This window comes from Sphingomonas sp. 179-I 2A4 NHS, assembly GCF_045369135.1.
Lineage (GTDB): Bacteria > Pseudomonadota > Alphaproteobacteria > Sphingomonadales > Sphingomonadaceae > Sphingomonas.
The window spans coordinates 166,675-188,553 of record NZ_JBIQFL010000003.1 but is presented as its reverse complement, the minus strand read 5'-3'; the positions used below and the strand labels follow the sequence as shown (position 1 = coordinate 188,553).

General features: G+C 68.0%; 21 protein-coding genes and 1 riboswitch. Of the genes, 14 read left to right on the top strand and 7 right to left on the bottom strand.

All coding sequences use genetic code 11. The features are described from left to right. Window positions 1–1,371 (top strand): HlyD family type I secretion periplasmic adaptor subunit, encoded by a 1,371-nt coding sequence (locus tag ACH0CP_RS07035; protein ID WP_294442354.1) that lies wholly within the window; start codon window positions 1–3, stop codon window positions 1,369–1,371. Window positions 1,372–1,399: 28 nt separating this feature from the next. Here the strand turns inward: ACH0CP_RS07035 and ACH0CP_RS07030 are convergent, their stop codons facing one another. The 3 genes from ACH0CP_RS07030 to ACH0CP_RS07020 form a co-directional block, all read right to left on the bottom strand. Next, window positions 1,400–2,566: an acyltransferase gene (locus tag ACH0CP_RS07030; protein WP_294442355.1), complete on the bottom strand. Its 1,167-nt coding sequence runs from the start codon at window positions 2,564–2,566 to the stop codon at window positions 1,400–1,402. A gap of 39 nt (window positions 2,567–2,605) precedes the next feature. Next, the gene (locus ACH0CP_RS07025; protein WP_294442356.1) at window positions 2,606–3,769 is read right to left on the bottom strand and encodes an acyltransferase family protein; all 1,164 of its coding nucleotides are present in this window, start codon (window positions 3,767–3,769) and stop codon (window positions 2,606–2,608) included. Window positions 3,770–3,840: 71 nt separating this feature from the next. Then, the gene (locus tag ACH0CP_RS07020) at window positions 3,841–4,362 is read right to left on the bottom strand and encodes a DUF1993 family protein (protein WP_294442357.1); all 522 of its coding nucleotides are present in this window, start codon (window positions 4,360–4,362) and stop codon (window positions 3,841–3,843) included. A gap of 70 nt (window positions 4,363–4,432) precedes the next feature. Between ACH0CP_RS07020 and ispG the strand changes: the two genes are divergently transcribed. Continuing rightward, complete coding sequence (gene ispG, locus ACH0CP_RS07015) at window positions 4,433–5,557, top strand: flavodoxin-dependent (E)-4-hydroxy-3-methylbut-2-enyl-diphosphate synthase (RefSeq protein ID WP_406875463.1); 1,125 nt, start codon at window positions 4,433–4,435, stop codon at window positions 5,555–5,557. A 38-nt stretch (window positions 5,558–5,595) separates the two neighbouring features. Here ispG and ACH0CP_RS07010 read toward each other — a convergent pair whose 3' ends face one another. After that, window positions 5,596–6,324 (bottom strand): IclR family transcriptional regulator, encoded by a 729-nt coding sequence (locus ACH0CP_RS07010; RefSeq protein WP_294444053.1) that lies wholly within the window; start codon window positions 6,322–6,324, stop codon window positions 5,596–5,598. Between the two features lie 111 nt (window positions 6,325–6,435). On the opposite strand from ACH0CP_RS07010, the gene ACH0CP_RS07005 reads away from it, so the two are divergent. The 9 genes from ACH0CP_RS07005 to ACH0CP_RS06965 all read left to right on the top strand — a co-directional run bounded on the left by ACH0CP_RS07005 (window position 6,436) and on the right by ACH0CP_RS06965 (window position 17,768). Further along, window positions 6,436–7,353: an SDR family NAD(P)-dependent oxidoreductase gene (locus tag ACH0CP_RS07005; RefSeq protein WP_294444054.1), complete on the top strand. Its 918-nt coding sequence runs from the start codon at window positions 6,436–6,438 to the stop codon at window positions 7,351–7,353. A gap of 11 nt (window positions 7,354–7,364) precedes the next feature. Beyond that, window positions 7,365–8,546, top strand: coding sequence for an acyl-CoA dehydrogenase family protein (locus ACH0CP_RS07000; RefSeq protein WP_294444055.1), 1,182 nt, complete (start codon window positions 7,365–7,367; stop codon window positions 8,544–8,546). Between the two features lies 1 nt (window position 8,547). Next, on the top strand, window positions 8,548–9,756 hold the full coding sequence (locus tag ACH0CP_RS06995) for a CoA transferase (RefSeq protein WP_294444057.1): 1,209 nt from the start codon (window positions 8,548–8,550) through the stop codon (window positions 9,754–9,756). A gap of 37 nt (window positions 9,757–9,793) precedes the next feature. Continuing rightward, window positions 9,794–11,017 (top strand): acetyl-CoA C-acetyltransferase, encoded by a 1,224-nt coding sequence (locus ACH0CP_RS06990; protein ID WP_294444058.1) that lies wholly within the window; start codon window positions 9,794–9,796, stop codon window positions 11,015–11,017. Between the two features lie 28 nt (window positions 11,018–11,045). Then, entirely contained in the window at window positions 11,046–12,632 is a 1,587-nt protein-coding gene (locus tag ACH0CP_RS06985; protein WP_294444059.1) for an acyl-CoA dehydrogenase family protein, read from the top strand. Window positions 12,633–12,803: 171 nt separating this feature from the next. Then, window positions 12,804–13,760 (top strand): ferritin-like domain-containing protein, encoded by a 957-nt coding sequence (locus ACH0CP_RS06980; protein ID WP_294444060.1) that lies wholly within the window; start codon window positions 12,804–12,806, stop codon window positions 13,758–13,760. A 51-nt stretch (window positions 13,761–13,811) separates the two neighbouring features. Then, the gene (locus ACH0CP_RS06975; RefSeq protein WP_294444061.1) at window positions 13,812–14,816 is read left to right on the top strand and encodes a ferritin-like domain-containing protein; all 1,005 of its coding nucleotides are present in this window, start codon (window positions 13,812–13,814) and stop codon (window positions 14,814–14,816) included. A 45-nt stretch (window positions 14,817–14,861) separates the two neighbouring features. Further along, window positions 14,862–14,970, top strand: a riboswitch (TPP riboswitch). A 40-nt stretch (window positions 14,971–15,010) separates the two neighbouring features. Then, the gene (gene thiC, locus ACH0CP_RS06970; protein ID WP_406875459.1) at window positions 15,011–16,885 is read left to right on the top strand and encodes a phosphomethylpyrimidine synthase ThiC; all 1,875 of its coding nucleotides are present in this window, start codon (window positions 15,011–15,013) and stop codon (window positions 16,883–16,885) included. A gap of 130 nt (window positions 16,886–17,015) precedes the next feature. After that, entirely contained in the window at window positions 17,016–17,768 is a 753-nt protein-coding gene (locus tag ACH0CP_RS06965) for a DUF4019 domain-containing protein (RefSeq protein WP_294444063.1), read from the top strand. Window positions 17,769–17,835: 67 nt separating this feature from the next. Here the strand turns inward: ACH0CP_RS06965 and ACH0CP_RS06960 are convergent, their stop codons facing one another. Both ACH0CP_RS06960 and ACH0CP_RS06955 read right to left on the bottom strand, forming a co-directional pair. Beyond that, window positions 17,836–18,102, bottom strand: coding sequence for a Txe/YoeB family addiction module toxin (locus ACH0CP_RS06960; protein WP_365928594.1), 267 nt, complete (start codon window positions 18,100–18,102; stop codon window positions 17,836–17,838). After that, entirely contained in the window at window positions 18,099–18,353 is a 255-nt protein-coding gene (locus tag ACH0CP_RS06955) for a type II toxin-antitoxin system Phd/YefM family antitoxin (protein ID WP_294444065.1), read from the bottom strand. The genes ACH0CP_RS06960 and ACH0CP_RS06955 overlap by 4 nt, the downstream gene beginning before the upstream one ends. Window positions 18,354–18,490: 137 nt before the next feature. Here ACH0CP_RS06955 and ACH0CP_RS06950 point away from each other — a divergent pair, with 137 nt between their 5' ends. The 3 genes from ACH0CP_RS06950 to dapF all read left to right on the top strand — a co-directional run bounded on the left by ACH0CP_RS06950 (window position 18,491) and on the right by dapF (window position 20,792). Further along, window positions 18,491–19,249 (top strand): phosphatase PAP2 family protein, encoded by a 759-nt coding sequence (locus ACH0CP_RS06950; RefSeq protein WP_294444066.1) that lies wholly within the window; start codon window positions 18,491–18,493, stop codon window positions 19,247–19,249. Window positions 19,250–19,338: 89 nt separating this feature from the next. Beyond that, a complete protein-coding gene (locus ACH0CP_RS06945; RefSeq protein ID WP_294444067.1) occupies window positions 19,339–19,797 on the top strand; it encodes a DUF6456 domain-containing protein in 459 nt (152 codons plus the stop codon). 62 nt (window positions 19,798–19,859) lie between these two features. Continuing rightward, window positions 19,860–20,792: a diaminopimelate epimerase gene (gene dapF, locus ACH0CP_RS06940; RefSeq protein ID WP_294444068.1), complete on the top strand. Its 933-nt coding sequence runs from the start codon at window positions 19,860–19,862 to the stop codon at window positions 20,790–20,792. Window position 20,793: 1 nt separating this feature from the next. Here dapF and ACH0CP_RS06935 read toward each other — a convergent pair whose 3' ends face one another. Then, complete coding sequence (locus tag ACH0CP_RS06935) at window positions 20,794–21,852, bottom strand: PepSY domain-containing protein (protein WP_294444069.1); 1,059 nt, start codon at window positions 21,850–21,852, stop codon at window positions 20,794–20,796. Between the last annotated feature and the right edge of the window lie 27 nt (window positions 21,853–21,879).

Here is a 21,879-nt window from a genome sequence, read left to right as displayed (position 1 = left end):
ATGTCCCAAGCAGCTATTCCGCACGCTACTGCCGCAGCCGCCGCACCGGTCGAACTGGCATCGGCCGATCATCCCAGTCAGCTTGAGGAGTTCGCCGCGCGCATCAAGCCGCGCCAGGCATCCAGCGTGCTTCTGTGGGCGATCCTCGCCTTCTTCGTCATCTTCGTCATCTGGGCGTCCTGGGCGACGCTCGATCGCACCGTGCGCGGCAATGGCCGCGTGATCGCCAGCTCGCAGCTTCAGGTCGTCTCCAACCTCGAAGGCGGCATCGTGAAGGAGATATTGGTTCGGACCGGCCAGGTCGTGCGCGCCGGCCAGCCGCTCGTCCGTCTCGATCCCACCGCTATGGGCGGCGAACTCGGCTCTGGCGAAGCGCAGACTGGCGCGCTCCTCGCCAAGATCGCCCGCCTGAAGGCCGAGGTGCTCGGCCGCGAGCCGGTCTATCCGCCGGCCACCAACGCCGTGGTCGCCGAGCAGATCGAGATCGAGAAGGCGCTCCACGCCGCGCGGATGCAGGAGCTCGCCGGCATCACCGGCACCTATGCCGCGCGCGGCGTTCAGGCCAGCCGCGCCGTGGCGGAAGCGCAATCTTCGCTCGCCGCCAAGCAGAGCGCGCGGGAGGCGCGCGAGGTGGAATATGCCACCATCAAGCCGCTGGTCGAAAAGGGTATCGAGCCGCGCCTGTCGCTCACCCAGTCGAGCAGCGCCGCCGCCGTCGCCGCCAGCGAAGCCGCGCAGGCAGCGGCCGCTCTGGCACGCTCGCAGGCGGGCGTCGCGGAGGCACAGGCTAGCCTCGCCCAGGCACGGCAGGATTGGCGCGCCCAAGCGGCGGACGAGCTTGCCCGCGCCCAGGCCGATCTCTCCGCACGCGCCTCGACCATCCCGGCGCTCGCCGCCCGGCTCGAGCGGACGACCGTTCGCGCGCCGCTCGCCGGCCGGATCAACCGCGTGATCGTCACCACGGTCGGGGCCGCCGTCGCCCCCGGCGCGCCGATCGTCGAGCTGTCGCCAAGCCGCGATACGTTGCTGGTCGAGGCACGGGTGATGCCGCAGGATATCGCCCGCGTGCGCACCGGGCAGCATGCGCGGATCAACATCACTGCCTATGACAGTGCCATCTACGGCTGGATCGATGGCAAGGTGGAATCGATCTCGCCCGACGCAATCGTCGATGAGCGCACGCAGATGAGCTATTACAACGTCTTCGTGCGGACCGACACGAAAGGGCTGCTCGATCGCCGCACCGGCAAGCTGCTCCCGATCGGCACCGGCATGACGGCGGAGGTCAATCTGCTCGGCGATCCGCGCACCGTCATGCAATACATCCTGACGCCGATCACCCGCCTGTCGGAACGCGCCTTCCGCGAGTGACAGCGCGCCCGCCCCGCCCCTCGCCGCGTCAGATGATCGCGGGGCGGGGCGGCACAGCGGCGCTGGCCCGGTGCAGCCGCAGGCCGATCAACGGGCGCAGCCACATCACTTCGCGTCCGGCAAGGTAGAAGGCCCAGCATCCCGCCACCGTCGCCGCGACCAGGATCGCGAACTCCGCGCCGCCGGAAAGCCCCAGCGGCATCAGCCAGTAAGCGACGACGACGATGATCGTCTGGTGGATGATGTAGAAGGGGAATACCGCCTCGGTCAGCATCGGCCGCCAGCGGTGGTCGCGGTTCCAATAAGTCTCCGCGACGCCAATCAGCGCGGCGATCGTCATCCAGCCCTGCACCCCGCGCGCCAGGCTGAAGATCGTGCCAAACGGCCGCGGCGTCACGCGGTAGCCGGCAAAGACGATCTGGATCGCCGCCACCGTTAGGAACGCCAGCAGGGCGGCCAATGCCGCCACCTTCCACCAGCGCGCGAAGGTGGCGATCATCCGCTCGCTGCCGGCCATGGCGTATCCCAGCGCGAACATCGGGAAATAGGTCGCATGCGCCACCCAGTCCCCGATCATCTCATGCGTCTCGCGCGCACCCGGGAACAACACGCCGCTGACCAGCATCAGCCACGCCATGGGCAGGATCAGCGCGCCGACGCCGCCGAACAACCGCTCGAACCCCCGCTGCGCCGCTGCTCGTACCCCGCGTGGGGTGATCGCCAGCACCGCCGTGAAGACCAACGTGTAAACCCACAGATAGGCGACGAACCACAGGTGGTTCCACGTCGGCAGCGCGATGCCGTCGACGCGGCGGAACACGAAATAATCGTGGCTCCAGAACGCCAGGAAGCCGCCCGCCCAGCCATGCTGGGTCACCAGTTCGACCCATGGCTGCGGCGGCACGATCACTGCCATGCCGAAGATCAGCGGGATCAGCAGCCGCGCGGTGCGATTGCGTACGAACGGCCATGGCCCCGGATGCCGCACGCACAGCGCCCGGCTGGCATAGCCAGACACCAGGAACAGCAGCGACAATCGCCACGGGTTGGACAGCATCATCGGGATGGTCACCCATTGCTCCGTCGCCAGCTTGGCGTGAAAGCCCCAGGGCACGAAGACCATGCCGATATGGTAGAGGATAAGGATCGCGAACGCCCCGATGCGGAGCCAGTCCAGACCATAATGCCGCTGCATCGCCGGGCTCGTAGCAGGTTCGCTTAAGGGCGGATACCGCTAGGCCAGGCGCCGCGCCGGCCGGGGTTTCGCCGGCGCAAGACCGATCAGCGGCCGCAGCCACGCGACATCGCGCCCGATGACGTAACAGGCAGCACAAGCGGCGGCGGTCGCGCTCAACAGGAAGACGAAGCCGGCACCCGCGCTCAGCCCCCATGTGGACGCGGCCCAGGCGAGCACCACCAGGACGGGGTGATGGATCAGATACGCCGGGAATACCGCTTCCGCGAGCGGCACGCGTACCGGGTTATCCCGGTTCAGCACCACGTCTGCCAGCCGCAGCAGCGCGACGATCACGCCCCAGGCCATGGCAAGCCGCGCCGCGCGATCCGCCGCCATCAGCGCATGCCCCGGCACGTCGGCCCCCTGGTAATGCAGCTCCACCAAGATCACGAGCAGCGAACAGGCCGCCGCGATGACGAGCGCGCCCGCCCAGTGCCGCCCGATCGCACGCCACAGCATCGCCGAGCCGCCCAGCGCGAAGCCGAAAAGGAACAGCGGCAGGTATCCCGCATGTCCCGCCCAATCGGTCGTCAGCCCCTGAGTTTCCGGCACCACGAACATCAGCGCGATCTTCGCGCCGGCCAGCGCCAGCATCGGCACCCAGATCATCCGGCGCCCTACCGTCAGCCGCTCGAACCACCCCTGGATTCGCCCGGCATCCACTCTGGCCAGCAGCGCACTGAGCACCATGGTGTACGCCCATAGGTACACCACGAACCACATATGCTCCCACTGCGGGAAACTGCGGCCGTAATGCGCCAGGGGGCTCCAGTAACCGCCCAGCCAATAGGTCGCGAGGCCATCAGGATCGCCGGCCAGCCGCACCCGCACCCAAAGCTCCGGCGGCAGCAGCACCAGCATGGCGAACGCGAGCGGCACCAGCAGGCGCAGGCTGCGCTGCTGCGCGAACGCGCCGATGCTCGGCATGCGGGCGATCAGCCGCCGCGTCGCAAAGCCCGATACGACAAACAGCAACGGTATCCGCCACGGCGTCAGCAGCGCCATCGGCACGATCAGCGACGGGAACGTCTCGGGCCATTTCACCACCCACGGCCATGGCGCGAACACCATCGCCACATGGTAGACGATCAGCAGCCCGAACGCACCAATCCGCAGCCAATCGAGACCATAGTGGCGCGTGTCGGGTACAGGGTCGTTCATTGGCGGCCGCTATAGCGCCACCGATGATGACAAAACATTGCTGAAATCGATGCTTGCCGTCGCGGCGCGCGTCACCGCTTGATGCGCAGCGCCCCCAGGAAGTCTCGCTTGCCCAGCTTCACGCCCTGCGCCCGCAGGATCCCGTATGCGGTCGTGGCGTGGAAGTAGAAATTGGGCTGCGAGAAGGAGAGCAGGAACTGCGCGCCGGTGAACGGCATGCGGAGCTCGCCCATCGAAAATTGCGTGTCACGGTCAGCCAGTGCGTCGAACTCGGCACGATCCACGCCCTTCAGCGTCTCGATCGCATCCCGCATCCGCTGGTGCAGCCCGGCGAAGTCGGTCGGCCATGCCGCCAGGCTTGGCGAGAAATTGCCGCTCTTCACGCCTTCGATCCCGCCGATCGAATGCTCCGCCACCGATTTGATCTGGTATCCGAACGGCAGCATGTCCGGCGCCAGCCGCGCATCGATCAGCGCCTCCGGGGTCATGCCCTTCTCGGCCGCGAACGCTTCCGCCTTGTCGATCAGCCCATCCACCGCGCCCAGGATCTGGAGGTTCGACGGCACCACGGCGTCGTACAGCGAAAACGTCATCATCCTGCCCTTTGTTTCGTTTATTGGTGCAAGGCGCTATATCGCTGCCAAAGCCGTTAGGAAGCCTTTCATGTCCCTCCGCCCCTGGCGCGATATCCAGCGCCGCCAATGCCGCCAGATCATGGTCGGCAATGTCCCCGTCGGTGGCGACGCGCCGGTGACGGTTCAGACGATGACCAACACGCCGACCGCCGATGCGCGCGCGACGATCGATCAGATCCGCCGTTGCGAGGATGCGGGCGTCGACATCATCCGCGTCAGCTGCCCGGATACCGATTCGACCTCGGCGCTGCCGCAGATCGTGCGCGCAGCCCGCGTGCCGATCGTGGCCGATATCCACTTCCACTATAAGCGCGCGCTCGAGGCGGCGGACGCCGGGGCCGCGTGCCTGCGCATCAACCCGGGCAACATCGGCTCGGCGGATCGCGTCAACGAAGTCGTCAACGCCGCCAAGGCGAACGGCTGCGCGATCCGCATCGGCGTCAACGCCGGGAGCCTCGAGAAGGACCTGCTCGAAAAATACGGCGAGCCCTGCCCCGAGGCTTTGGTCGAAAGCGCGCTCGATCACATCAAGCTGCTGCAGGACCGCGATTTCCACGAATTCAAGGTGGCGGTGAAGGCGTCCGACGTGTTCCTCGCCGTCGCGGCCTATCAGCAGCTCGCCGAGGCGGTGGATTGCCCGCTGCACCTCGGCATCACCGAGGCGGGCGGCTTCGTCGGCGGCACGGTGAAGAGCGCGATCGGCATCGGCTCGCTGCTGTGGTTCGGCATCGGCGACACGATCCGCGTCTCGCTCTCCGCGGAGCCGGAAGAGGAAGTGCGAGTCGGCTTCGAGATCCTGAAGTCGCTCGGCATCCGCAATCGCGGTGTCCGCGTAGTCAGCTGCCCCAGCTGCGCGCGCCAGGGCTTCGACGTGATCCGCACCGTACAGGCGCTGGAGGAACGGCTCCAGCACATCCGCACGCCCATGTCGCTCTCGGTGCTCGGCTGCGTCGTTAACGGCCCGGGCGAGGCGCGCGAGACGGACATCGGCATCACCGGCGGCGGCAACGGCAAGCACATGGTGTATCTGTCGGGCGTCACCGATCACCACGTGCAGGACGCGGGCATGATCGACCATATCGTGAAGCTGGTCGAAGCGAAGGCAGCGGAGATCGAGGCAGTCGAGGCCGCCAGCAAGGTCGCGGCCGCCTGACCTCCGTCTAGTTCCTGGCACTCTGGCGCGGCGGCACCTCAGCCCCGCGCCAGTTGCGCCGCCAGTTCCTGCAACGCCGCACCGACCGCCGCATCTGTGTGGCGTGCGGCATCGGCGAAGAAGGATACCGATAGGCACAAGGCCGGGTCCGTGCGCGGCACCGCGACGGCGATCGATCGCACGCCGGCATGGCCGTAGCGATCATCGACGGCATAGCCCGCCTGCGCGGCGTCGCTCACCTGCTGCAGGTAGAGGGCAAATTCCAGCGGCCGCTCCCAGCGAACCGCGGTGAAGCGCGTCTCCAGCCGCGCTGGATCCACGCCTTGCGCCGCCGCCAGCGCACGCCCAGTCGCGCCGCCGCCGATCGGCTGGCGCTGCCCCACCTGCATGTGGATCCGCGTTGCCGCCCCGCTTTCTCCCAGGGCGATCAGCTGCAGTCGCTCGCGCGGCACGACGCACCATAGCCCCACCGGCGCGTCCAGCGTGCGGGCGAGCCGGTCGAGCTGCGGCTGGGCAAGTGCGATCATCCGCGCCTGCGGATCGGCCCAGCGCGCCGCGCCCTCGCGCCACGCCGGAGCCAGCGCATATCGCTTGCTCGCCGCGGCGATCAGCACCCGCTCCGCCACCAGCGTCCTGAGCAGTGCGAGGCACGACGAGGGGCTGAGCGAACAGGCGCGCGCGATCTCTGAAAGGGTGCGCGCCTCGCCATCCGCTAGCAGGCGCAGGATCGCAAAGGCGTGGCTCACCGATCTCACCTGCGCATCCATCACGCCTTCATTATCTTTCAGTATTCTGAAAAACAATGCGGCGGCCTGAAAGAAGCGCGGTTGAAATCGGCCGCCCGCTGCGATAGCGCGAAGCGCAACAAGGAGAGCGGAATGGCGGGTATTCTCGAGGGCAAGGTCGTCGCGGTCACGGGCGCCGGGCGCGGCATCGGGCGCGAGATCGCCCTGCTCTGCGCCCGTGAAGGCGCGTCGGTCGTGATCAACGATCCGGGCGTCGGCGGTGGCGGCGAAGGGGGCGAATCGGGCCCCGCCGAACAGACTGCGTCGGACATTATCGCCGCCGGCGGCAAGGCCGTCGCCAATCTCGCCAGCGTCGCCGATCCCGCCGCAGCCGCCACGATCGTCGAGGATGCTGTGAAGCATTTCGGCCGCATCGACGCGGTGGTGAACAACGCCGGCATCCTGCGCGATTCGATCTGGCATAAGATGAGCCATGAGGATTGGCGCGCGGTGATCGACGTTCACCTCAACGGCGCGTTCAACGTCTCCAAGGCCGCCACGCCCTATTTCCGCGAGCAGCAGTCCGGCAGCTTCGTCCACTTCACCTCGACCAGCGGCCTCATCGGCAACATCGGCCAGGCGAATTACTCCGCCGCCAAGGCCGGCATCATCGGCCTGTCGCAGTCGATCGCGCTCGACATGGCGCGCGCCGGCGTCCGCTCGAACTGCATTGCGCCGTTCGCGTGGAGCCGCATGACCGCCTCGATCCCGGCCGAAACTCCCGAAGCCAAGGAGCGTGTCGCCCGCCTCCAGACGATGAGCGCCGACAAGATCGCGCCACTGGTCGCGTTCCTCGCCTCCGATCTGTCGAAGGACGTCAGCAACCAGATCTTCGCGGTGCGCAAGAACGAGATCGTGCTCTTCTCCAAGCCGCGCCCGATCCGCTCGATGACGAAGCTGGAAGGCTGGACGCCGCAGTCGATCGCCGACGAGCTGATCCCCTCCTTCCGCCCGAGCTTCGCCCGCGCCGACGAAGTCTCCGCCCACGTCTTCCCCTACGATCCGATCTGAGGCCACTGCCCATGTCCAATCTCAACCCCGGCATGGATGCCGAGACGTTCGAACAGTTCATCGATCAGCTGCGCCGCTACGTGCGTGATCGGCTGATCCCGGCCGAACGCGACATCATCGAGAGCGACTGCATCCCGCCCGAGATCATCGACGAGCTGCGCGAGATGGGCCTGTTCGGCATCACCATCCCGGAGGAATATGGCGGCGCGGGGATGAACATCTCCCAGTACACGCGCACGATCCGCGAACTGGCCTATGCCATGCCGTGCTTCCGCTCGATCATCTCGATCACGATCGGCATGTTCACCTCGGCTATGAAGAACGGCGCGACCGAGGCGCAGCGGCAGGGATGGCTGCCCAAGCTCGCCGCCGGCACGATCACCTCCTTCGGCCTGACCGAGCCAGGCTCCGGCAGCGATTCAGCCGGCATGCAGACGATGGCGGTCCGCAGCAGCGATGGCGGGTGGGTGCTGAACGGCACGAAGCGCTACATCACCAACGCGCCGCAGGCGGAGGTGGCGCTGATCATGGCGCGCACCTCGAAGGAGCCGCTGCCGAAGAACGCGCACGTCTCCGCCTTCATCGTGCCCATGAACACGCCAGGCGTCAGCGTCGGCAAGTCCGACAAGAAGATGGGCCAGGCCGCCAGCCACATCGCCGACATCATCCTTGAGGACGTGCACCTGCCCGCGGACGCGCTGCTCGGCGGCGAGGAAGGCAAGGGCTTCATCACCGCGATGAAGAGCCTCGACAACGGCCGCCTGTCTGTCGCCGCCGCCTCGATCGGCTATGCCCAGCGCGCGCTGGATTCGGCGCTCCGCTACGCCAACGAGCGCAAGGCGTTCGGCGAGCCGATCGCCAATTTCCAGCTGATCCAGCAGATGCTGGCCGACAGTGATATCGAGATCTACGCCGCGACGACGATGCTGGAAGACGCCGCACGGCGCGCCGACGCTGGCGAGAACGTGCTGCGCAAGGCGGCTGCCGCCAAGGTCTTCGCCTCCGAGGCATGCGGCCGGATCGTCGATCGCGTGGTCCAGGTATACGGCGGCGCGGGCTATCTCGCCGAATATGAGGCGGAGCGCTTCTTCCGCGATGCGCGCGTCTATCGCATCTACGAAGGCACCACCCAGATCCTCCAGCTCCAGATCGCCAAGCACATGCTGCGCGAGTTCAACGCCGGAGTGAATTGAGATGTACAACCTCCTCCCCGGCCTGACCGTGATCGAGGCGTCGTCCTTCGTCGCCTCGCCCACCGCCGGGCTCTATCTCGCGCAGATGGGGGCGGAGGTTATCCGCGTGGACCAGATCGGCGGCGGCCCCGATTTCCGCCGCTGGCCGGTCACGCAAAACGGCGACTCGCTCTATTGGGAGAACCTCAACCGGGCGAAGAAGAGCCTCGCGCTCGATCTCGGCCGGCCGGAGGGGCGCGAGCTGCTTCAGGCGCTGGTCCGCGCGACCGGGCAGTTCGTCACGAACTTTCCGGTAAAGGGCTTCCTCGCCCATGAGACGCTGGCGCAGGGCCGCCCCGATCTCATCACCGTGCGCGTGATGGGCTGGGCCGACGGCAGCCCGGCGCTTGACTATACCGTCAACAACGCGGTCGGCTATCCGATGCTGACCGGGCCGGGTCCGGACCCGGTAAACCACGTCCTCCCCGCCTGGGATTTGCTGACCGGCGCCTATGCTGCCTTCGCGATGATGGCCGCGCTTCGCCGCCGCGACGCCACCGGCGAAGGTGGCGAGATCCGCGTGCCCTTGTCGGACGTCGCAATCGGCACCGTCGCCAATCTCGGCGGTATCGCCGAGGTGATGGACACCGGCGCTGACCGCCCGCGCCTGGGCAACACCGTCTTCGGCCTGTTCGGGCGAGATTTCACGACGCGCGATGGAAAGCGGACGATGATCGTCGCCGTCACCCATCGCCAGTGGGCGAACCTCGTCGCCGCGCTGAACCTCGGCGACGCGATCGGGCGGGTCGAGGCGGAACGCGGCGTCAGCTTCGCAAAGGACGATGGCCTGCGCTTCACCCACCGCGATGCGCTGTTTCCGCTGTTCGAGGCTGCGATCGCCGCGCGCGATCATGCCGATCTAGCCGCCGCCTTCGACGCCGGCGGCATCGTCCACTCCGCCTACGGCACCATGGCCGATGCGGTGCGCGATCCCCGCCTCGTCACCGAAAACCCGATCTTCGGCACCGCCGACGATCCCAGCGGCACGCGCTATCCCGCGGTCGGTGCCTTCGCCACGCTGCCGGGCGAGGAACGCCGCCCACCCGCTCCCGCGCCGCGCAACGGCCAGCACAGCGAACAGGTGCTCGCCGAAACCCTCGGCCTGTCATCGGGTGAGATCGCGCGGCTGTTCGATGCCGGCATCGCCGCCCCGCCCCGCAACCCGGAATGAACCTTCCGTCCCGTTCGCCTCAGACTAGGATCCCATCATGACCCCCAGCACCGGCCTGCGCCGCGCCGCCATCGTCGCCCCAATCCGCACCGCCGTCGGAAAGTTCGGCGGCAGCCTCTCCTCGCTCACCGCGGGCCAGCTTGGCGCGACGATCCTGAAGGCGCTGATGGAGCGCACCAAGATCGATCCTGCCCGCGTCGACGACGTCGTGTTCGCGCAAGGGTACGGCAATGGCGAGGCGCCCGCGATCGGCCACTGGGCATGGCTGGCCGCCGGCCTGCCGATCGAGGTGCCGGGCTATCAGCTCGACCGTCGCTGCGGCTCCGGGCTTCAGGCCGTGATCGACGCCGCGATGATGGTGCAGACCGGCGTCAGCGACGTGGTCGTCGCCGGCGGCTGCGAAAGCATGTCCAACGTCGAACATTACACCACCGACATCCGCAAGGGCGTGCGCTCGGGCAACCTCACGATCCACGACCGCCTCACCCGCGGCCGCCTGATGTCGCAGCCGGTCGAACGCTTCGGCGTCATCAGCGGCATGATCGAGACCGCCGAGAATCTCGCCAAGGATTACGACATCAGCCGCGAGGAGGCTGACGCTTACGCCGTCCGCTCGCACCAGCGCGCCACCGCTGCCTGGGAAAAGGGCCTGTTCGCCGACGAACTCGTCCCCGTCTCGGTACCGCAGAAGAAGGGCGAGGCGATCGTCTTCGATCACGACGAAGGCTACCGCCCCGACGCCACGCTTGAATCGCTTGGGCGTCTGCGTCCGATCGAGGGCGGCGTCGTCACCGCCGGCAACGCCAGCCAGCAGAATGACGCCGCGGCCGCCTGCCTCGTCGTCGCCGAGGACAAATTGGAGGAACTGGGCCTGGAGCCGATCGCCTGGTTCCACAGCTGGGCCGCCGCCGGCTGCGATCCCTCGCGCATGGGCATCGGCCCGGTCCCGGCGGTCGAGCGCCTGTTCGCCCGCAACGGGCTCGGCTGGGACGATATCGACCTCGTCGAGCTGAACGAGGCGTTCGCGCCGCAGGTGCTCGCCGTGCTCAAGGGCTGGGGCTGGAGCAAGGACGACAGCCGTAACGAGATCCTCAACGTCAACGGCTCGGGCATTTCGCTCGGCCACCCGATCGGCGCCACCGGCGGCCGCATCCTCGCCAACCTGACGCGCGAACTCGTCCGCCGCGACGGCCGCTATGGGCTGGAAACGATGTGCATCGGCGGCGGCCAGGGCATCGCCGCGGTCTTCGAGCGCGCCTGATGCTGGGGCTTTCGGTGAGGACGCGCGCATGAGCTTGCTTGGGGGGGCACTGGCGGCGGCGCAACGCTATCGCGACGACGCCCGTGCCGCCCTCGCGGCCCGGCTCGACGCCGCGCCGATCGATACGGAACAACGGGCAGCGCACGGCTTCGCCTGGGTCGCCACCACCGTCGCTGCGCTGGAGGCGTTGGCCGACTGGGCCGATCGCAACGAGGGTGAGGTCAACGCCCTCGTCGCCCGCCTCGCCTTTCAGGAAAGCATCGCTCAGCTCGTGGGTGGCCTGCCGATGGGCCAGAATGAACTGTTCCGCCCCGCCGACCTCGGCCTCACCGCCGCCGCTCGCACGCTGGCGACCGCCTGCGCCGACCTTCTCGATCACGACGCCGCCGCGGATCGCCGCGCGCTGGTCGAGCGGCTCGCCGCCGGCGAATGGCCCAGCGAAACGCTCCACGACGCGGAGCTCGACGCGATCCGCGACCAGTTCCGCCGCTTCACCGATGCCGAAATCCTGCCCCACGCCCACGGCTGGCATCTCGCCAACGACCTGATCCCCGACGCCACCGTCGCCAAGATGGCCGACCTCGGCACGTTCGGCGTCTGTATTCCCGAGACTTACGGCGGCCTCGGCCTCTCCAAGCTCGTGATGTGCATCGTCACCGAGGAATTGTCGCGCGGCTGGATCGGCGCCGGCTCGCTCGGCACCCGCTCGGAAATCGCCGGTGAACTGATCGCCGGCTCGGGCACCGACGCGCAAAAGGCCCAGTGGCTCCCGCGCATCGCCAGCGGCGAAGTGCTGCCCACCGCCGTCTTTACCGAACCCGATGTCGGCAGCGACCTCGGCTCGCTGCAGACCCGCGCCCGCCGCGATGGCGATACGTGGCGGATCGACGGCACGAAGACGTGGATCACCCACGCCAGCCGCTCCGACCTCATGACCCTGCTCGCCCGCACGCTGCCGGATGCGAAGGGCTATGCCGGCCTGTCGATGCTGCTCGTCCCCAAACCGCGCGGGACGCAGGGCGATCCCTTCCCTGCACCCGGCATGTCGGGCAGCGAGATCGAGGTGCTCGGCTATCGCGGGATGCGCGAATATGCGCTCTCCTTCGACGGCATGGTCGCCCCCGCCGACGCGCTGCTCGGCGGCGAGGAGGGTCAGGGCTTCAAGCAGCTGATGCGCACTTTCGAAGGCGCGCGCATCCAGACCGCCGCCCGCGCCGTCGGCGTCGCCCGCCGCGCGCTCGAACTCGGCCTGTCCTACGCGCTCGATCGCCAGCAGTTTGGCCGCGCGATCATCCACTTCCCGCGCGTCGCCGACAAGCTCGCGATGAGCCTCGTCGATCTCATCGCCGCGCGCGAACTCACCTACGCCGCCGCGCGCGCCAAGGATTCGGGCAAGCGCTGCGATATCGAGGCCGGCATGGCAAAGCTGCTCGCTGCCCGCGCCGCGTGGAGCAATGCCGATGCCGCGCTCCAGATCCACGGCGGCAACGGCTATGCGCTGGAATTCGAGATCAGCCGCATCCTGTGCGACGCGCGCATCCTCAACATCTTCGAGGGCGCGGCGGAAATCCAGGCGCAGGTGATTGCGCGCGGGCTGGTCGCGCAGCGCAACTGATCGCTCCCGCCCGCCGCCTTTCGAAAAAATCCCTGGCGGATCGTTGCGGATTGTCGTTCGTAGCTCCGTCTTGCGTCGTGCCTGTCATTTTGTTCAGGAAACGGACAGCGAAACGATCTAGGCCCGTCCGGTGCAGCGCCGGTCGGCGCGAGTTCAGGGAAGGATGCTGCGATGTCGCAATCGGATCAATTGCTTGAGACGCTGGAATCGCGGGCCCGCGTGCGGGAGGATCGTCGAGCCTTCTTCGCCGCCGCGCTTGGCGCTGCCGCGGTCGGGGCGGGCGCCGTCGCCCTTTCCACCCCCGCCGCAGCGCAGACGACGATTACCGACGTCGACGTGCTGAACTTCGCGCTGAACCTCGAATATCTCGAGGCGAACTTCTATTCCTTCGCTACCACGGGCTCCCCGCTCGCCAGCGCTGACACCAGCGGCACCGGAACGGCGGGCGCCGCCACTGGCGGTCGCCAGGTCAGCTTCACTGATCCGGCGGTCGCCTCGTTCGCGCGGGAAATCGCCGCGAACGAACTGGCGCACGTGCGCTTTCTGCGCACCCAGCTTCCCTCCGTCGCGATCGCCCAGCCGCAGATCGATCTCAGCGCAACGCCGCTCAGCCCGTTCAGCACCATCGCGCGCACCGCGGGGCTGATCAGCACCGGGCAGACGTTTGATCCCTATGCCAGCGAGGACAATTTCCTCCTCGCAGCTTTCCTGTTCGAGGATCTGGGCGTCACCGCCTATCGCGGCGCGACGGGCCTTCTCGCCAACAAGACCTTCCAGGAAGCGGTCGGCGGGATCCTTGCCGTCGAGGCGTACCACGGTGCGATGATCCGCACGACCTTGTACCGCAAGGGCCTCACCACGCCGTCGCTGATCAACGCGACCGAGGCGCTGTCGAACGTGCGCGACTCGTTCGATGGCGGCAGCGATCTCGATCAGGGCGTCGCCCCAACCACCGTCAACGGCCAGCAGGTCGCCAATATCGCGCCCCTCGATGGCGACGGCATCGCCTTCGGCCGCTCGCCCGGCCAGGTGCTGAACATCGTCTATCTGAACCGGGCCGCGGTGTCCGCCGGCGGCTTCTTCCCCGCCGGCGTCAACGGCACGATCAAGACGTCTGCCGCGAGCTGACGGCGCGCCCGCGCCTCGCTCCACCTCATCCGGATTTCAGGGACAGCCCTCATGATCGACCAGAAGAACCTCGACGCCATCCTCGACGCCACCGAACGGCGCCGCGCCGAACGCCGCCGCTTCCTCCAGCTCGCCGGTGGCGCCTCCGTGGCAGCCGGTGGCCTTGCGCTGCTGTCGGCCTGCGGCGGCAACGACGATGACGACACGCCCTCGCCGACGCCCAGCCCGACGCCAACGCCCACCGGCACGTCGACCACCAACCCGGACGGCGATCTCCTCAATTTCCTGCTGCAGTTCGAATATCTCCAGGCGCAATATTACTCTTTCGCCGCCACCGGCGTCGGCCTGCCCGATACGTTGCTCAGCGGCACCGGCACGCTCGGCGCCGTGACCGGCGGCGCGCTGGTGCCCTTCGCCGATCCGCTGGTCGCCGCCTGTGCGCGGGAGCTCGCCGCTGACGAACGTGCCCATGTCGCGTATCTGCGCGCGCAGCTCGCCGCCGTCGCGGTCGCGCAGCCGGCGATCAACATCTCGGGCGCGGCCGACGGCCCCTTCACCACGCTCATGCGCAATGCCGGGGTGATCGGCGCGGGCGCGGTCTTCAACCCCTACGCCAACGACAACAGCTTCCTGCTCGGCGCGTATGTGTTCGCCGACGTCGCTGTCTCGGCGTACAAGGGCGGCGTGCCGCTGATCGTCAGCCCCACGATCGCGTCGGCCGCGGCCGGCATCCTCGGCGCGGAGGGCTACCACGCCGGCCTGATCCGCACGCTCCTCTACACCCGCGGCAGCGATCCGGCGACGGGCCTGCGCGACGCGGCAAACAAGATCAGCGACGAACGCGATCGCCTCGATGGCACCACTGACATCGATCAGGGCATCACCCAGGCCGATGGCGCGGCGAACATCGTGCCGGCAGACGGCAACGGCATCGCCTACAGCCGCTCCGCCGCCCAGGTGCTGAACATCCTCTACCTCAACAAGGCATCGGTGAATTCGGGCGGCTTCTTCCCCGCCGGGCTCAACGGCAACCTCAAGACGAGCGCCGCCAGCTGATCGGCCGCGGGGCGCTTTACCGCGCCCCGCAAACCACGTACACATGACGCATCCTCGGGGGACCGCTGTCGGCGGTTGAGAGGCGGGCACGAGCCCGCGACCCGCTGAACCTGATCCGGTTGACACCGGCGGAGGGAAGGAGCGGCCTGCCACCCAAGGCACCTGTTCTCTCTCCGTATTGAGGAGAGAAAAGCATGGCCGACGCAGATTCCCCCATCGAAGCAGCGCGCGGCGCCATCGGCGTCACCACCGGCCCGATCCGCGGCAGCCGCAAGATCCACGTCGGTCCGCTCAAGGTCGCAATGCGCGCGATCGATCTGGAGCCGGGCTGCGGTGAGCCGCCGCTCAACGTCTATGACACCTCGGGGCCGTACACCGATCCCACCGCCCGCATCGACATCAACGCCGGCCTCGCGCCGCTGCGCCGCGAGTGGATCATGGCCCGCGGCGACGTCGAGGCCTATGATGCGCGCGAAATCCGCCCGGAGGATAACGGCCAGCTCGGCCCCGACCGTTCCGGCGGGGTCCAGCCCTTCCCCAATGTCGTGAAGCGCCCGCTGCGCGCAAAGCCGGGCGCCAACGTCAGCCAGATGCACTACGCCCGCCGCGGTATCATCACGCCCGAGATGGAATATGTCGCCACGCGCGAAAACCTCGGCCGCGAGATGCTGCGCGAATACGCCCGCGACGGCGAAAGCTTCGGCGCCGCCATCCCGGATTACGTCACGCCCGAGTTCGTCCGTGACGAGGTCGCCCGCGGCCGCGCGATCATCCCCAACAACATCAACCACCCTGAATCCGAGCCGATGGCGATCGGCCGCAACTTCCTGGTCAAGATCAACGCCAACATCGGCAACAGCGCCGTCGCCAGCAACGTCGCGACCGAGGTCGACAAGCTCGTCTGGGCGATCCGCTGGGGCGCCGACACGGTGATGGACCTCAGCACTGGGCGCAACATCCACGACACGCGCGAATGGATCATCCGCAACTCGCCCGTCCCGATCGGCACCGTGCCGATCTACCAGGCGCTGGAGAAGGTCGGCGGCATCGCCGAGGACCTGACGTGGGAGATCTTCCGCGACACGCTGATCGAGCAGGCCGAACAGGGCGTCGACTATTTCACCATCCACGCCGGCGTCCGCCTGCCCTACGTGCCGCTCACCGCCAAGCGCGTCACCGGCATCGTCAGCCGCGGCGGCTCGATCATGGCGAAATGGTGCCTCGCGCACCACAAGGAGAGCTTCCTCTACGAGCGGTTCGACGAGATCACCGAGATCATGAAGGCCTATGACATCGCCTATTCGCTGGGCGATGGCCTGCGCCCCGGCTCGATCGCCGACGCCAATGACGAGGCGCAGTTCGCCGAACTCTACACGCTGGGCGAACTCACCAAGCGCGCCTGGGCGCAGGACGTTCAGGTGATGATCGAGGGGCCCGGCCACGTGCCGATGCACAAGATCAAGGAGAATATGGACAAGCAGCTGGAGGCGTGCGGTGAGGCACCCTTCTACACGCTCGGGCCGCTGACCACCGATATCGCGCCCGGCTATGACCATATCACCAGCGGCATCGGTGCGGCGATGATCGGTTGGTATGGCACGGCGATGCTTTGCTACGTCACGCCCAAGGAGCATCTCGGCCTCCCCGATCGTGACGACGTGAAGGTCGGCGTGGTGACGTACAAGCTCGCCGCCCACGCCGCCGATCTGGCCAAGGGGCACCCCGCGGCCAAGATGCGCGACGATGCCCTGTCGCGCGCCCGCTTCGAATTCCGCTGGCGCGACCAGTTCAACTTGAGCCTCGATCCCGACACGGCGGAAAAGTACCACGATCAGACGCTGCCCGCGGAGGGCGCCAAGACCGCGCATTTCTGCTCGATGTGCGGGCCGAAGTTCTGCTCGATGAAGATTACGCAGGAAGTGCGCGACTTTGCCCGGCTGCAGAACCAGGGCAGCGAAGGCTTCATCGCCAGCGAAGAGGCGGAAGCCGGCATGGCAAAGATGAGCAACGTCTACGAGGAAACCGGCCGCGAGCTCTACATGGGCGCCGGTGACCGCGAACACGACTGACACCGCACGCGCGATTGTTTCTCCCGTACCCGCGGCCCACCAGCCGCGGGTACAATCGTTTTGGGGGTCACGCTTGCCGGTCGCTCCGCTAGCCTCAGTGTCAGGATCAGGTGGGACAGCGTGAGGTTTGATGGCTCCCGGAGTTGAGGCGCTGACAGAAAAGGAGAAGGAGACGCTTCGCCTGCTCCTTGTCGGGCACGACGCCAAGTCGATGGCGCGGCACTTCGATCTGTCGGTCCATACGATCAACGAGCGGTTGCGCGACGCACGCCGAAAGCTCGCCGTCTCCAGCAGCAAGGAAGCCGCACGGCTGCTCCGCGAGGCGGAAGGCACGACCCCCGAAATCCTCGGGGACACCGGATTACGGGGTGCGCAGCCCGGCCACGATCAACACCATGAGCCTCTATCCCCACCAACGCCGCGATCGTCGCGAGCGACTGGCTGGGCGATCGGAGGAGTTGCCATGATCACCATCGCCGCTGCCCTGCTGGCCTTGACCAGTCCCATCACCCAGCCCGCCGAACAATCCCCGTCAGCCGCCACCGTGCCCCTGACCGAAAGCGAGGGCGCGAAGGCCGCACGGGAATGGCTGGAGCTTGGTGACGCTGCCAACTGGCGGGACAGTTATGCCGCCACCGCCCAGTCCTTCCGCACCGCCAACACACTCGAAAACTGGCAATCCGCCGCGCAGAAGGTGCGCCTGCCGCTCGGCAAGGTCGTGTCCCGCACCTTGATCAGCGATATCGACACGCCCGCGCCGCCCAATGGCAATCGCACCGTCCAGTTCCGCACCGATTTCGCCAACAGGAAAGGCGCCATCGAAACGGTTGCGCTCAATCGCGAAGGCGGGACCTGGAAGGTCGCCGGCATCTACGTCGAATAAGACGCCAGCTGTCTGCCGATCGGAGGTGCAGAAGGGCCGCTGCCCGCGCCGCGGCCCCGCGCCATCCTCAATAATGATACCGGCACTGCGCGATCTCCAGCGTCTGCGCATCGCCACTGCCGCTCACCCGGTACACCAGCCGATGTTCGCGATTGATCCGGCGGGACCACCAGCCGGTCAGGTTGCCGCCGAGCGGCTCGGGCTTGCCGGTGCCGCGAAACGGGTCACGCTGGCATTCCTTGATCAGCGCATTGACGCGTTCCAGCCCCCGCCGATCGTCGCCCTGCCAGTGCAGATACTGGTTCCAGGCGCGGTCGGAAAACATCAGCCTCACGGCTCGATCAGGTCGCGCTCGCTGCCCTTGCCCGCATCCAGCTCGGCGATGCTCGCCAGCAACTCACGCGCGTTCGCCGGCGATTGCAGCAGGTAGAGCGTCTCCTCGATCGAGGCCCATTCGCTTTCGGAGATCAGCACCGCGCCTTCGCCCTTCTGCCGGGTGATCGCGATCGGCGCCTTGTCGGCCACCACGCGGTCCACCAGCGCCTTCATGTTGGCGCGCGCCTCGGAAATGCTGATCGATTGCATCGGAACAATGTACGAATTTACGTACAGTGTTCAAGCGGTGTAGCCATGCGACCGCGGCGTCGGCTTTCAGAGCCCGGCCACCACTTTGGCCTGACAAGGGGACTGCGCGATGGCGTATCCCTGCTACACCAACCGCCATGCCTCCCGAATCCACGCTCGCGCATCTTGCCGAAACGCCGCCCACGCCTGATCAGACCGCGCCCGAAGGCATCTCCCACCCGCCCTATATCTTCATCGCGCTGGCCGCGGTTGCGGGGGCCGTGCTGATCATTGCGCTGCTCGGCGGCACCATCGCGCGCGGGGCGCAGTTCGATTTCGATCACGCGATCATGCTCGCGCTGCGCACCCCTGCCGACCTCGCGACGCCGGTCGGCCCGAAGTGGCTGGTCGAGGCGATGATCGACATCACCGCGCTTGGCGGCAAGACGGTGCTGACGCTCGTCGTCATGCTGACGCTCGGCTTCCTCCTCGCGTCGCGCCACTTCCTCACCGCCGCGCTCGTCCTTGCCGGCACGGTCAGCGGCTCGGCCGCCATCTCGATCGGCAAGCGGCTGGTCGGGCGCGAGCGGCCGGCGCTGGTGGATCACCTCGTCGAGGTTTCCTCGGCCAGCTTCCCCAGCGGTCATGCCGGGAACAGCGCGATCATCTACCTCACCATCGCGCTGATGGTGATGCAGATCGTGCCCAGCCGTGCGGCGCGCTGGTATCTGTTCAGCGCGACGATCGCGCTCGTCGTGCTGATCGGCTTCAGCCGAGTCTATCTCGGCGTCCATTGGCCGAGCGACGTGATCGCCGGGTGGAGCGCCGGCACCTTGTGGGCGCTTGCCTGGTGGGCGTTCGGCTCGTGGCTGCGACTGCGGCGCACCGGCGCTTCTCATTCAGCCACCGCTTATTGATTCCGATCGAACGCCTCCCGGCAAGCGGCAGGCTGTCCTACAAACACGCATCCGTGCCATGTCTCCATGCGGAACACAAGGAGAACATGATGCAGATGCTGGCGGAACGGGGCGTGGATTCGGATGGGCGGGTGGTGGCGGCGCGCCGCGCCCGCAGCGTCACGGTAAACCTCGCCGAATCGCCGCTCTCGTGGCTCGGCGCGCGCGGGCTGGTTGATGCGCGCCAGATCGAGGCGGGCGAGCGGCTGCGCGCCGATTACGAGCGCGCCGCCTTGCCGCAGCGCACCACCATGCGATGGACGGCGCGGGTCGACGGCGGCGCCGGCACCGGCCTTGATCCGACGAGCGCGCAGATTGCCGCCAAGCGCCGCTTCGATGCGGCGGTCGCCGCGGTCGGGCGCGGCCTCAGTGACGTGTTGTGGCGCGTGGTATGTGCGGGTGAGGCGTTGCCGGTGGCCGAGAAGTCGCTCGGCTGGCCGGCGCGCTCGGGCCGGCTGGTGCTCACCATGGCACTCGATCGCCTGGCGGATCATTACGCCTTGCCTTGACTCGCCGTGTCTCGGGCGGCGGAGGGTTGCGGCATCCCCCGCCCGGGTCGATATGCGCCACCATGCGTCTCCAGATCACGAAGTGCCACGGCTCCGGCAACGATTTCGCGCTGATCGATGCGCGTGCGCTTGATCTGTCGGACGCCGCCTGGGCCGGCATCGCCCGCGCGCTGACGAACCGCGCCGGGCCGGTCGGCGCCGATGGCATCCTGCTGCTGACGGCCGGCGATGACCGAGCCGCCTTCGGCATGCGCATTTTCAACGCCGATGGCTCGGAACCGGAAACCTGCCTCAACGGCCTGCGCTGCGTCGCGCGCGCCGGGCTCGATGCGCTGGGGCTGGAGGCGGCCACCGTCCGCCTCAAGACCAGCCATGCAGAGGTCGCGCGCGACCCCGACCTCGCGCCCGGCGTCTATACCGTGCGCGAAACCGCCGGCCCCGCCACACTAAGCATCGCCGATTGGCCGCTCCTGGGCGAAGGCGACGAGATCATCGACCGCCCGATCGCGCACCTCTCGCCCACCCTCGCCTTCACCGCCGTCGCCATCCCCAATCCGCACCTCATCGCCTTCGTCGATACGGTGGACGAGGCGGAACTGGTCCGCATCGGCACCCTCTGTGAGGCTGCGCCCGCCTGGCTCCCCAACCGCGCCAACGTCTCCTTCGTTCATGTGCGTGATGATCGAGAAGTTTACGTGCGCACCTTTGAACGCGGCGTCGGCCTCACCAACGCCTGCGGCAGCGCGATGGGCGCCTCCACTTTCGCCGCTGGCCTGACGGGTCGCCTGCCGTTCGATCGGTCGATCGTGGTGCGCAACCGCGGCGGCCTCGTCCGCGCGATTGCCGCGACGGACGGGATGGTCACGCTTAGCGGCAATGCGACGTTCGAATGGTCCGGCACCGTCATCGTGGAGAACGGCGCGGCCCGCGACCTCGTGATGTCGGAGCAGCACGCGGACGAAGTCGCCGCCTGGGCCGCCGCCGTCGCAGCCTAGCTCAGCGCCGCCGCCACCACATCAGCACGCCGGTCACCGCCAGCAGCGTCGGCATCAGCCCGGCGGCAAAGATCAGCGCCTGCCACGCCAAGCCCATGCCGGTCCCGTCATGCAGCCGCCGCGCCCATTGCGCGAAGCTGACCCCGCCCGCCGCCGCAAAGGCCCTCCCCGGCGCCGCCGTCCCGCTGTCGTCCGCCACCATCACCGTGCGTAGCGGCATGGTGTCATAGGAAAGCGTCCAGTCGGCCTGCTGCTCGGTCGGCAGGATGATCGTGCGCAGCGGCGCGGAAGGCGCGAACGGCTGCCCGCGCGCCACCACGTCGTCGATCTCCAGCGCGGGCTGCGCCACCGGACGCTGCGCGATCGCCAGCGCCCGCCGCTGCACCGGCTCCCCCACCAGCGCGCCGAAGAAGGCCGGGAAGCTGATCCACGCCCCCGTCAGCGCCAGCAGGAACAACGGCAGCGCGATCCAGAAGCCAGCCATGTGGTGCAGGTTGGCGGCAAGGCTCGGCTGCCGCCGCCAGCGCAGCCCGCGCGCGATGCGGCCAGTGACCGGCCACCACAGCCACAAGCCGGTCAGGCTCGCCACCATCAGCGCAACGCCGATCCACCCCACGATCAGCCGCCCCGCACCCGGCACGAACAGGCTGCCATGCAGCACATGCAGCGCCCGCATCACGCCCGTGCCGCCATCCGCCACGTCCAGCACGCGCGCGGTGGCCGGATCGAGATAGATCAACAGCCGCCGCCCACGCGGGTCCGGCAACGCGGCGGGCGCGGTCAGCGTCACCAGCACGGGGCCATGCTGCGCGGGCAGAACCAGGTTCGCGATCCGCACGCCGTCCCGCACCTCCGGCTGCACAGCCGCGACATAGCGCGCCAGCGGCAGCAGCACGGAACCGCTGGTCGAATGGCGCGCAGGATGGATCAGCCGGTCGAGCCCGTCGCTCCAGACCAGCGCGGCGCCGCTCAGCGTGATCGGCACGATCACCGCGGCCAGGAGCAGCCCGATCCATCGGTGGACCTGAAACCAACGCCGCCGCACCGCCAGCCTGTTCATCGCGCGCCCTTCGTAGCGGCGCGCGGG